At 70.2% G+C, this 11200-nt stretch carries 12 protein-coding genes; 11 read left to right on the forward strand and 1 reads right to left on the reverse strand.

Annotation, left to right across the window (positions count from 1 at the left end; translation table 11 throughout):
- The first annotated feature begins 9 nt into the window (after positions 1-9).
- From NV348_RS32275 to NV348_RS32285, 3 genes are all read left to right on the forward strand, one after another.
- The gene (locus tag NV348_RS32275) at positions 10-795 is read left to right on the forward strand and encodes an ESX secretion-associated protein EspG (protein ID WP_447150260.1); all 786 of its coding nucleotides are present in this window, start codon (positions 10-12) and stop codon (positions 793-795) included.
- Positions 796-866: 71 nt separating this feature from the next.
- Complete coding sequence (locus tag NV348_RS32280; protein ID WP_447150261.1) at positions 867-1184, forward strand: WXG100 family type VII secretion target; 318 nt, start codon at positions 867-869, stop codon at positions 1182-1184.
- Between the two features lie 24 nt (positions 1185-1208).
- The gene (locus tag NV348_RS32285; RefSeq protein ID WP_447150262.1) at positions 1209-1493 is read left to right on the forward strand and encodes a WXG100 family type VII secretion target; all 285 of its coding nucleotides are present in this window, start codon (positions 1209-1211) and stop codon (positions 1491-1493) included.
- Between the two features lie 52 nt (positions 1494-1545).
- Here NV348_RS32285 and eccE read toward each other — a convergent pair whose 3' ends face one another.
- Positions 1546-3282: a type VII secretion protein EccE gene (gene eccE, locus NV348_RS32290; protein WP_447150263.1), complete on the reverse strand. Its 1737-nt coding sequence runs from the start codon at positions 3280-3282 to the stop codon at positions 1546-1548.
- An 81-nt stretch (positions 3283-3363) separates the two neighbouring features.
- Between eccE and eccB the strand changes: the two genes are divergently transcribed.
- From eccB to NV348_RS32330, 8 genes are all read left to right on the forward strand, one after another.
- Positions 3364-4767: a type VII secretion protein EccB gene (gene eccB / locus NV348_RS32295; RefSeq protein WP_447150264.1), complete on the forward strand. Its 1404-nt coding sequence runs from the start codon at positions 3364-3366 to the stop codon at positions 4765-4767.
- Positions 4768-4800: 33 nt separating this feature from the next.
- Positions 4801-5865: a hypothetical protein gene (locus NV348_RS32300; protein ID WP_447150265.1), complete on the forward strand. Its 1065-nt coding sequence runs from the start codon at positions 4801-4803 to the stop codon at positions 5863-5865.
- Positions 5862-6326 carry a YbaB/EbfC family DNA-binding protein gene (locus tag NV348_RS32305; protein WP_447150266.1) on the forward strand — a complete coding sequence of 155 codons (465 nt, stop codon included), beginning with the start codon at positions 5862-5864 and terminating at the stop codon, positions 6324-6326. Before NV348_RS32300 ends, NV348_RS32305 begins: the two co-directional genes overlap by 4 nt.
- 27 nt (positions 6327-6353) lie before the next feature.
- Positions 6354-6710, forward strand: coding sequence for a YbaB/EbfC family nucleoid-associated protein (locus NV348_RS32310; protein ID WP_447150267.1), 357 nt, complete (start codon positions 6354-6356; stop codon positions 6708-6710).
- A gap of 191 nt (positions 6711-6901) precedes the next feature.
- Positions 6902-8431: an MFS transporter gene (locus NV348_RS32315; RefSeq protein ID WP_447150268.1), complete on the forward strand. Its 1530-nt coding sequence runs from the start codon at positions 6902-6904 to the stop codon at positions 8429-8431.
- 160 nt (positions 8432-8591) lie between these two features.
- Positions 8592-8933 carry a hypothetical protein gene (locus NV348_RS32320; RefSeq protein ID WP_447150269.1) on the forward strand — a complete coding sequence of 114 codons (342 nt, stop codon included), beginning with the start codon at positions 8592-8594 and terminating at the stop codon, positions 8931-8933.
- An 85-nt stretch (positions 8934-9018) separates the two neighbouring features.
- Entirely contained in the window at positions 9019-9678 is a 660-nt protein-coding gene (locus NV348_RS32325) for a response regulator transcription factor (RefSeq protein ID WP_447150270.1), read from the forward strand.
- 9 nt (positions 9679-9687) lie between these two features.
- Positions 9688-11082 (forward strand): sensor histidine kinase, encoded by a 1395-nt coding sequence (locus tag NV348_RS32330; protein WP_447150271.1) that lies wholly within the window; start codon positions 9688-9690, stop codon positions 11080-11082.
- Positions 11083-11200 lie beyond the last annotated feature (118 nt).

The following is an 11200-nucleotide window of genomic DNA, read 5'->3' on the forward strand; positions in this document are numbered from 1 at the left end:
GAGACCGCGATGACGGTCATGAGCACCGACGGCACGCTCGTCGTCGCCGAAGCGCTCGGCGCGCAGACTCTGCCCGCCGTGCTCGCGCTGCGGTCGGCGCACGTCGATCGCACGGCCGCCGCCGCGGCGCGGTCGGCGGTGCTGGCGCAGCTGAGCGAACGGGGTGTGCTCGACGCCGCGGGTGATGTCAGCGACGACGAGCTGGCGGCCGCGCTGTGCACCCTCGCCCGACCGGAACGTGAACTGGTACTGCGGATTCGGCGTGGGACCGCGCTGGATCGGGTGTGCCTGGTCCGGCGCGGATTCGACCACGCCATCGCGATCCGGCGCGGCGACGAACTCGAGATCCGCCCGGTGTGGGGCGACGAGGATCCCGACCTCCTTGCCCGGCCACTGCTCGACGTGCTCGGCCAGGCGCAACCCGCCGATATCGCGACCTTCCGCGCTCCCACCGCGGAGTTGCGTGCGCGGCTCGACGACCCCGACACCAGCCCGGCGACCGCGGTCTACCAGCTCGGCATGCCGGAGTCGCCCGCTGTCACGCTGGGACTCGCGCTGCGGCAATGGACTTCGCTCGCCGAGCTGGTCTGCTACGCCCACACCGACGGCATCGCCGTCCGTTCCCCTGCCACCGCCGCGGTGTACGACACCCCGGCGGGCCGCATCATCGCCGGCGGCAGCATCGCCGCCGACGGCCGGGCCTGGACCACCCTGGCCCCCGGCAGCGACCGCAGGCTGGCCCAGGTGGTCGCCGCCCAGATCGAGGCCCTGCCCCAGGGCCGCTGGATGCCGTGACCACCCCCTGATCGTCCGGGGTGACCACTCCGGCAGTTTCACCGATCCACGCATTCCCGAGAGGACCTCCCATGGCCGGAACACCACAACTCCACCTCGATTTTCCGAAATTCCAGCAATGCGCGAACGATTACGCCGCGACCATTCCCCCGATCGACAAGACCGTCGACAAACTGAATGCGGCGGTGGAAGAGGCGAAGTCCGGCTGGGAGGGCGCTGCCAAAGATGCCTTCAAGCGGTTCGCCGATGAGCTGCAGGCGGAGATCCTGGCGGTGAACAAGGATCTGGGCATTGTTTCCCAGGCGCTCGACAGCGGTGAGAAGAAGGTCGCCTCCGCCGAAGACCAGAGCGTGGGCGGATTCACGACACTGAACTTCAACTACGTCTAAGAACAAGAAAAGGACTGTCCCACCATGTTGTACGATGACGCGAAGGTCAATGCCCTGATCGGCGATCTGACCACCTACAAGAGCGCAATCCAGGCCGAACGCGACAATGCCGAGACCGCGAAGCAGAGTCTGTTGAAGGTCGGCTGGCAGGGTGACGCGGCGCTGGCTTTCGAGCAGAAGCACAACACCCTGATGACCGATATGGACGACCTGCTCACGATCCTCGGGAAGGGCATCGAGAACGTGAAGTCGGCCCTGGCCACGGCGCAGTCCACCGACAAGCACGTCGCCGACGACTTCGTCTGGTAGCTCACCGACAGCGGACAGGGACCCGTCGCCACCCGGCGACGGGTCCCTTTTCTCATGCCGTCGGCACCAGCTCGCGACCTTCCCGCTCGGTGGCGCCGAGGACGTCGAATTCCTCGGGAATCGACACCAACCGGACGGTGAGGGCCTCGCCCTCGGTGCGCAGCACCACCGAGCCGGGAGCGTCGGGGGAGTCGATCAGCACGACATCCGCGTCGAGCACCTGCGCCCCGATCTCCTCCGGCGCGCGGACGTGGACCGCCGTGGCCTCCGAGACCTGTCCGGCCGAGGTCACGCCGTCGTAGATGATCATCGTGGCGGTCGCGGCGTGCTGGGCGCCCGCCGCGGAGGCCACGGCCATCGTCGCCGGGTCGTCGACCTTGTCGACCAGGCGCTGCCACTGCTCGGGCCGGGCGCTGTGCACGAACACCGTGGCGCCGACGGCGATCGCCCGCAGCACCATCAGCTGGGTCAGCCGCAGCGATCCGACGATCTCCACCCGCCGGACCGAGGGGCCGAACAGGGGAACCGTCACGCCCGCGCCGTCCGCGGTCGCGCCGATCACCTGGCCGCACGCCCCCACCGGCACCGTGAACGCCGCCATCGCCGCCGGTGGGCCGCTCAGCGCGGCCGATGGGTCGAGATGTCCGCCGTCGAGCAGCAGCCGCCGCTGGTCGCCGCGCACCGGGCGCAGGCCGAGATCGGTGGGCGCGGAACCCGGTTCGGTCTCGGTGGCGGCGGTGTCGTGGCGGACCAGAGCGGTCAGCGATACCTCGGTACCGCGATGACCGGGGGAGGTGGACTCCGGCGCCGGGGTGAGCCGCAGCGTGGTGAGGACGGAACGTCCCGGCAGCGTCCAGATACTGGACAGCACGCCGGAGTCCAGGCGCGCCGGGGGGACGACGTAGCCGTGCAGCGCGATGTCGGCGCCGCGCACCGCGCGCCACTCCTCGGTCCACTGCGCGGCCTCGGTGTCGTGCAGCGTGGCCGAGTGCGCCGCGGCCAGCTCGGCGGCGGTGAGCACCGTCGCCCTGACGCTGCGTGAGGTGAGCCTGCTCGCGACCCGGCGGGTGGCGACGAGGGCGGTGCGGATCATGCCTTCCTGGCCACCGCCACGGTTGTCGATGGCGCCCGGATTGTCGAGCGGATCGAACCGCAGCACCAGCCACACCGTGCGGGCGGCCGCCGCAGGCAGCGGGCCGAGCAGCTTGGTGTACAGCCCGACGACAGCGTCCGGGCCGCTGGTGCGGGCGCCGAGGGACACGACGTCGACGGCGGCGAGGCGGATGTCGAACTGGGCAAGGCAGCGCGCCACATCGGCCAGCGACACCGTGGAGCGGGTGGTGACCTCGGTGGCGCCGAGCAGGGTCGGCAGCACCGCGGTGGGTTCGAGCGCGAGCATCGTGATCAGGTGCGTGCCGTCCCAGCGCATGCCGCAGCGGCGGCCATCGGATTCCGGCAGCGGCACGTCGAACGGTTCGGGATGCGACGGCCTAGCATTCGCCTCGCGATTACGCCACCACAGTGCGGTCCGCAGCCCGATGATTCGCCAGATGTTCGTCTTTCGCGCTCGGGCGGCGCCGAGTGCGGACACCGCGGCGCCCGCGCTCACCGCCGCCCACAGCGGCCCGTCGAGCGCGATCGTCGAGGTGGCCGCCACCGCGCCGGCGGCGGCACACGGCAACACGATGCGCAGCGGCAGCACATCGAAGGGCGTGCGCCTGCCCGAACTCGGTGCCGGAATCGTCGCAGCCGCGGTCGCCGTATTTCCTGGAATTTGTTCGCTATTCACTCGGCCTGCTTCCGTTCAGCATGAATCCCCCGCAGTGCGCTAGCGTCTCACACGCCAGCCGAAATTGCGTAAGGAGTTGTGGTGCCTGCTCAGTTGACTACCCGCGCGCAGGTGAACGGATATCGATTTCTCCTGCAGCGTTACACGCACGCGATGGTGCGCCGGGATGTGCGAATGTTGCACGATCCGATGCGTATTCAATTCCGTTCGATGATCACCGGAATCGTGCTCGCGGTATTGGTTGTCGCGGGCTGCGCGATCTTGTCCTTTCTGCGTCCGCAGGGACAGGTGGGTGACGCCAAGATCGTGATGGGTTCCGGGAGTGGCGCCCTGTACGCGGTCGTGGACGGACGATTGCATCCGGTGCTGAATCTCGCTTCGGCGCGGCTGATCACCGGCAGCGGTGAATCGCCCACGTCGGTGAAAGACGCGAAGCTGTCGTCGATGCCGCGCGGGCCGCTGCTCGGCATTCCCGGCGCACCGTCGGCGCTGCCCGGCGCGGCCGATAGCGGCCGGTCGGACTGGACGCTGTGCGAGGAGGTGGGCGCCGGACTGCGCAGCACCGTGCTGGCCGGCCCGGCCCGGCTCGGCCCGCGGACACGGGTCGCCGGCCGCGACGAGGCGGTGCTCGCCGCGTGGGACGGCATCCCGTACCTGGTGTACGGCGGCAAGCACGCGCGCGTCGACATGGGCAACGAGGCGATCGTGTCGGCGCTGCCGCAGCTGCGCGCCATCCGGCCGCGCCCGATCGGCGCCGGCCTGCTCAATGCGACGGTGGCCGTCCCTGATCTCGCGGTCCCGGAGATCCCGAAGGTGGGTCAGCCGAGCGTGATTCGCGGCGGCGAGATCGCCATCGGCACGGTGATCCGCGTCCACGACGTCGGCGGCCAGAGCTCCTATGTGGTGCTCGCCGAGGGCCTGCAGCGGATCTCGTCGTTCACCGCGCAGGTGCTGCGCACGTCGAATTCTCTCGGCCACACCAGCATTCCGTTGTTCTCGCCCGATGCGATCCGCGGCATCCCGATCGTCGACACGCTGCCGGTCCAGCATTTCCCCGCCGACGATCTGGCCATCGTCTCCACCGAGACCGACCCCATCGCGTGCGCCGCGTGGACGCGGAGCAACGGTGAGCAGGCCGCCCGCCTGCAGGTGCTGCTCGGCAGCGCACTGCCGATGGCGGCGGGCGCCGCACCGATGCCGCTGGTGGCGAGCCAGGGGGCGGGCGCGGCGTATCTGCCCGCGTCGACCGGTGAGTTCATCCAGGCGACCGGCATCGAGCCGGACAGCACCCGGCGCGACGCGCTGTTCTACGTCACCGACACCGGGGTGCGGTTCGGCATCCCCGATCTCGCGACAGCCGCCGTGCTCGGCTTGGCGCAACCGAAACCGGCGCCGTGGCAGATCGTCAGCCAGCTGCCCGGCGGGCCGATGCTCGACCGGTCATCGGCCCTGATCGCCAGGGACATCGTCACCACCGGCCAGTAGCACGGCCATGCGGAATACGAAGGAGGACAACGGATGCCGCGGATAGTGGGCGGATACACCGACGACTCGGTGGTCGTCGCGGTCGGCGGGGCCTGTGTGGTCATCGGTCCCGACACGGTCGACGAGACCGGGCGCTGTGCGACAGCGCCCGCGGACCTGGCGGTCGATCTGGTGAGTACCGCGGCGGCGCTGGCCGGTTTCGCTGCCGCCGACCCGCCGCTGCCGACCGGACTGCTCTCGGCCGACCAGATCGCCGCGGTGCTGGCGTGGGAGGTCGGCTATGTCGATGGCGTGCCGGGCGATGCGCGGCGGCCGGGGCTCAGCCCGGCCGAGGTCGAGCTGTACCTGCGGTACCGGCCCGACACCGGCGACGGCTATCCCGGCGCCGCACTGGCGGCGGTGGACCGTCCGTTCTCGCTGGGCGGGTTCCTCGCCGATCCGGAAACCGACGGTGCGACAGCGGATTCCGATGCCGATCCGACGCTTATCGGGCAGCTGTGCGCGTCGATGGGCTACGTCGAGGAACTGGCAGGCGAGGAGATCGTCGCCGACGCGGCGACGGACTTGATCGACCGGATCAGCTACCTCGCGACGGTGGCGGAGTTCTATCCCGCACTGGCACAGGCGGTGTCGGCGCGATCGATACCCGCGCCCGCGCTCGAGTCGGCCAACAAGTTCACCGAGGAGCAGATCCTGGACTTCCTCGGCAGGCTCGTCGCCGAACTCGACCGGCGCAGGCCGTGGCCGGATCCCGCGCTCGTCCCGGTGGATCCACGCACCTGGCCGTCGATGGGGTCGAGCGTGCCGGTCGGCTGGGTCGACATCGTGATCTCCGATCTGGAGTGGGCGGTCAAGGCCGACTTCGAGATCGCCCCCGACGACGACAACGCGCTGCTGGTGCTGCGCATGCGCGGCGGCCAGCTGATCGCGCTGGTCGGCGAGGACGATCCGAATCCGGCGCGGTTCCTGGTGCTGCTGCCCGATGTCGACGGCCGGTCCGAGGCGACCGAGGTCCGCGACTATCTCGCGAGATACGCGGGGTTGCAGGTGGAATCCGACGGGCTCGAAGCAGCGCTGGCCGCGGCGGCACGGTCATGACCCGGCCCGAGAACCAGCGTCTGGCGGGGGAGGCCACCGAACTGATCGGCGCGGTGTCCGGCCTGCTCGACCAGATGGCAGACACGCGGTCCACGCAGGCGGCGCTGACGGCGTCGGCGACGGTCGAACACGGGCGGATCACGGTGGTGGTCGACGCCACCGGCGCCATCATCGAAACCGTGTACGCCGAGGGGATCGACGAACTCAGCTACGGACAGATCGCACGCGCCACCGTGGCGGCCGCCCAGGCGGCGGCGGCGAAGGTGGCACGCAAGCACACCGCGCTGCTCGCGCCGCTCGAGGCGATGCGCGCCCGGATGCCGGCGCCGATCGATCTGCCGCCCGACCTGGCCGCCCTGCGCGCCCAGCTCCCCGAACCGGCGCGGGCGCCGCTCACGCCACCGGCTGAGCGCGCGGCCGGGGAGACCCGTCCCGGTCAGAGCCGGATCCTGGATCGCTGAGCACCGTCCGTACCGAAGGGAACACCGATGGATGACAATTTCGCCGGCGCCGTCAACGAATTCCAGGCCACCGTCGCCGAATTGACGCGGGTGCAGGCCGAATGCGCGCAGCTGGTCGCCACCGGCTGGGCGCAGCGGCGCCGGGTGCGGGTGACGGTGAACGCCGAGGGGATCGCGATCGAGATCAAGTTCGGCGCCGGGATCGAGCAACTGAGCTATGACGAGATCGCCGAGGCCGTCACCGAGGCATCGGGGCAGGCCGTGCGTGAGATCGCCGCGCGAACCAGCGAACTCATGGGCGCCGTCGCGGTCGACACCGGGCCGCCGCCACAGCTCGACGACCTGCGCGACCTGGTCGGCTCGCTGCGCGACTTGCTGCGCTGAACTGCCAGGGTCGCGCTCGGTTACCGGGCGAACTGCCCAATCCGTACAATTCTGGGATTGTCGACGGCTTCTGACACACCGGGCCACGGCGCGGCCGAGCCGAGACGATCCGAGCCGGACCGGAGAGGCAGCCGATGGTACTGGAGAACACCCGCGTACACGCAGCCGAGACGGGAGCGTGCGCCGAGCCGATGCCCCTCGGCGTCTGGCGCCGCCGCCTCGTCCTGCTGACGTTGTGCGCCGCCGCGTTCATGATCACCGAGGACACCGCGATGCAGAGCATCGCCGTGCAGACGCTGCTGCGGCAGCTGGGACATCGACCCGACCTGACGATATCGCTGTGGCTCCCCACAGCGCACGTGGTGGCCTATGTGGCGCCGCTGCTCGTCGGCGGTGCGCTCGCCGACCGGCTCGGTGCCAAACGGGTGATGGTCGGCGGCTATCTGATCTATCTGGTCGGCGTCGCGATGCATGTGTGCTTCCCGAGCATCCCGCTCGCGCTGCTCGTCGCGCGTACCACCACGGGCGTCGGCGCCGCGGCCATTCTGCCCGCATCGCTGGCGATGGTGGTGCTCGTCTACGGCGAGGGCAGCCGCCGGGCGCGCGCCGTGACGGCGTGGGCCGGCTGTTCCACCGCGGGGGTGATGGTGGCGATGCTCGTCACCGCGGTGATCCTGAACCAGGTGTGGTGGCCGAATGTGCTTGTCGCGATGATGGTCGCGAATCTGATCGTGCTGGCCGGGGTCGTCACCGTGGTCCCCGCCGTCGCGGTCGACCCGGCGAGCCCGATCGATTGGCCTGCGATCCTCACCATGGTCGGCTCGGCCGGGTTGCTGACGCTCGGCCTGCATCGAGCCGTCACCGTCGGCTTCACCTCGCCGTTGTTCCTCGCGTCGATGGTGCTCGGCGGGGCGCTCGCGGTGGTGGCGGCGCGCATCCGGCGCGGTGGGTCGCTGCCGCACGACTGGCTGGTCAGTGCCGCGCCACGGGTGCGGCTGGTGATGCTCGCGCTCGGATCCGCCGTGCTGTCGATGTTCGGCATGGTGTTCCTGGTCATCCAGTATCTGCAGGTGCTCGGCGGCGAGGTCCCCGTGGTCGCCGGCCTCGCGCTGTTTCTGCCCACCTGCCTCGCCACCGCCGTCGGCGCGAAAATCGGTGCGGCCTTCTACCGCGGGGGCTGCGCGGTCGCCGCGGTGATCATCGGATCCACCGCGATCATGGACGGGCTCGCCATCGGGCTGACCGCGGGCGAACCGGGTGACCTGGCCCCGCTCGTCGCCATGGCGACCGTGACGAGCCTGGGCTGCGCGCTGGTGCTCGGGATCGCGCTGGAGGTGCTCAGTGCCGCGAACCCGACGCGGCGCACCGGCGTGCGCTGGGCGGCGAAACTGGTGCTCGTGCAGCTGTGCGGCCTGTGGGGCGTCGCGATCGTCAACGGGCTCGTCGCGCAGGGGTACGCGGCGAACTTCGTCGTCCCCGCCGCGGTGCTGGCCGTTGGCGGCGTCGATGTCGGCCACGACCCCGTGGGTGACGGGGTGCGCGCGGTGAGCATGGCCGACGATCGGCTCGGCGTTCCGCTGGCCATCGCACTGCGCAACGCGTTCGTCGCCGGATACCGGGGCGGGCTGCTCGCCACGATCGGCGTGGTCGCCGTGGTGATGGTGGTGATGCTCGTCGGGGTCGCGCTGAACCGCAAGTCCAGGACCGGATCACTCCAGTAACTGTTTCCCAAGAAAGTGACAACTTCTCAAGAGGTTCCAAAGATTCCTTTCCGATTCCATCTGAAATCAGATTAGCTGCAATATTTCGGCGCCCGCATTGACGAATTCTGAACGCGGCGAATAAATTGTCTGCAGAATTAATCGGAAGGCGGGAAATACCATGAGCACTGTCGAACCCAGCTCCCGTGGCGGCGCGCGGCGCCGGGCCGCCGCGTCCCGCACGTCGGCCGAGGAAGTGCTGGCGCGCTCGCGCGCCGAGCGGGCGCAACTCGAACAGGGCAAGGTGTTTCGCGCCTGTCTCATCGAAGAGGCCGAGCGGGTGCACGAGGAACTGGGCCTGCTCCACGATGAGCTACGCGGGATCTACCGTCAGCTGGGCTGCCTGCGCAAGCGGTTCCCCAGCCTGCCGCCCGCCCCGCGGCTGGCCGGATACCCGCCGGTCGTCGTCGGGGCATCGCCCGTCGGCGTGCACGTCCCCGCTGTGACCAAGGCCACCGCGTGACCTGCACACCAGTGTTGTTCCCGCGCTTGGGGTAACCTCACCCGTCGGTCGGATTGCTCCATGGGCTGCGGAAAGGACCGGGGTGATGCGTGTGGTGGTGGTGGAGGACGATGCCGGGATGGCGCGGGCCGTTGTCGACGGTTTGCGTGCCCACGGTTTCGGCACGGTGGAGCACCTGTCCCTCGGTCTCGATCTGCTGACCTCACACTCCGAGTACGACGCGGTGGTCCTCGACCTCGGCCTGCCCGACCTCAACGGCTATCTCGTGCTGCGCCAGTTACGCAAGGTCAGCGCGGTCCCGGTCATCGTCCTCACCGCCCAGGACGACGAAGTCGCCGTCGTCTCCTGCCTGCGCGCCGGCGCGGACGACTACGTGGTCAAACCCCCGCGCGTCGGGGAGCTGGCCGCGCGCCTGGAAACCGTCGTGCGGCGCAGCCGCGCCGCCGAGACCGCCCCGACGGTCATCGTCTCCGGCGACGTCCAGGTCGACCTGATGGCGCGCACCGTCGCCGTGGCGAACGCGCCGATCGCGCTGACGCAGAAGGAATTCGCCGTCGCCCGTGTACTGGCCGAGCGGGTCGGTGTCGCGGTGGGCAGGGAAACCATCATGGTCGAGGTATGGGGCGCGAAGACGCCATCGATCTCCCGTTCGCTCGATGTGCACATGGGCGCGCTGCGCGCGAAGCTGAACCGGCCGGGATTGATCACCACGATCCATGGCTTCGGCTATCGCTGGTCGCGCTGAGCAGACGCAGTGCGCGCTCGATTGGTCACCGCGTTCACCGTGCTGGCGGCGATCTGCATGGTCTGCTTCGGCACCGTCATCGCCGGCGAACTCGCCGCGAGCCGTACCAGGGGACTGGTGGTGGAACGCGCGCACGACGCGAACCGGTTCGGCGTGCTCGCGGCGACCGCCCCGGCGAGCCTGACCGACGCCGCCCAGGCCTACCGCGACAGCACCAACAACGGCATCCTCGTCCTCGCCGCTGACGGTTCGGTGCTGTGCGCGCTCGGCATCGACCGCACCGACGCGCGGGTGCTCGCCGCGACCCGCGACCGGCACCTGCTCGAGATGCCGCGACCGCTGTATCCGTGGAACACCGAGGAGGTGTTCGTCGCCCAGCCCATCGGCATCGCGCCGCAGGCGGGTGGTGTGGTGGTGATCGCCGTGTCCACCGCGGTGACCCGCGCCGACATCGTGGTCAGGTGGGTGCAGCTGGCCTGCGTCACCGCGACCGCGCTGCTGATCTTCTCCGGGCTGGCGCTGCTGGTGGCGGGCTGGATTCTGCGCCCGGTGACGGGGCTGTTGCGCGATGTCGACGCGCTGTCGTCGACCTTGCCCGCGCACAGCGTGCCACCGCGGCGGCCCGCGGCGATGAGCGAGGGCCCACCCGAGATCCTCCTGCTGGCGGCCGGTGTCGAATCGGTGACCCGTGCGGTGGCCGCGCTGGCCGCCTCCGAGCGGCAGCACGTCATCGACACCGCGCATTCGCTGCGCAATCCGCTTGCGGCGCTGGCGGTTCGGTTGCAGGCGTTGCAGCCGATGCTGGCCGCCGACCTGGTCGCGGCGACCTTCGTCAGCGTGGTGGGTGAGGTGGACCGGCTGACCGAGCTGCTCGATGGTCTGCTGTCCTCCGCGGTCGGTGCCGAACGCAAGCAGCAGGTCGCGGCCGCCACCGGATTCGACGCGGTCGCCGCGGCGGTCGAGCGCGTCGGGTTCTGGCGCGACGCCTACCTGCGCGCGGACATCGTCCTGACCTGCGAGCCGCTCGTCGACACCGCGCACACGAGTGTGCCTGCCAGTGTGCTCGCCCAGATTCTCGATGTGGCGCTGAGCAATTCGGCCCGGTACGCCGGGGCGGGCAGCCGCACGACGGTGACCGTGGACCGGGAGTCGGAGTCGGTGGTGATCGCGGTGGCCGACACCGGTGTCGGGGTGTCGGCCGACGAGCTCGACCTGATCACCACGCGATTCTTCCGCGGCGCGCGGGCCGCGGCGGGCGGGTCGGGGCTCGGCTTGCCGATCGCGGCCACGCTGGCGGCGCAGTACGACGGACTGATGTTCGTCGAATCGGCCGACCCGCACGGGCTGGTGGTGACGGTGACCCTGCCCGCGATCGTCGAGCCCGCCGACATGACATCTCGGTGAACTGCTGAACGGGCGGTGAACTCTGCCCTCCCGGCGCTCGGCCCGCGCGCTCACGCGTGACGATATGCGGCGTGCGGCACGGGCTTTCGGGTCCGCAGGGACAGTGAGCGAGGGATGG

It is taken from the genome of Nocardia fodinahabitans (assembly GCF_052983615.1).

Excerpts from the sequence above, each read along its gene's own strand:
- NV348_RS32280 (WP_447150261.1), top strand. The coding sequence starts at position 867 with ATGGCCGGAACACCACAACTCCACCTCGATTTTCCGAAATTCCAGCAA.
- NV348_RS32305 (WP_447150266.1), top strand. The coding sequence starts at position 5,862 with ATGACCCGGCCCGAGAACCAGCGTCTGGCGGGGGAGGCCACCGAACTG.
- NV348_RS32310 (WP_447150267.1), top strand. The coding sequence starts at position 6,354 with ATGGATGACAATTTCGCCGGCGCCGTCAACGAATTCCAGGCCACCGTC.
- NV348_RS32275 (WP_447150260.1), top strand. The coding sequence starts at position 10 with ATGACGGTCATGAGCACCGACGGCACGCTCGTCGTCGCCGAAGCGCTC.
- NV348_RS32285 (WP_447150262.1), top strand. The coding sequence starts at position 1,209 with ATGTTGTACGATGACGCGAAGGTCAATGCCCTGATCGGCGATCTGACC.
- NV348_RS32325 (WP_447150270.1), top strand. The coding sequence starts at position 9,019 with ATGCGTGTGGTGGTGGTGGAGGACGATGCCGGGATGGCGCGGGCCGTT.
- NV348_RS32315 (WP_447150268.1), top strand. The coding sequence starts at position 6,902 with ATGCCCCTCGGCGTCTGGCGCCGCCGCCTCGTCCTGCTGACGTTGTGC.
- NV348_RS32300 (WP_447150265.1), top strand. The coding sequence starts at position 4,801 with ATGCCGCGGATAGTGGGCGGATACACCGACGACTCGGTGGTCGTCGCG.
- NV348_RS32320 (WP_447150269.1), top strand. The coding sequence starts at position 8,592 with ATGAGCACTGTCGAACCCAGCTCCCGTGGCGGCGCGCGGCGCCGGGCC.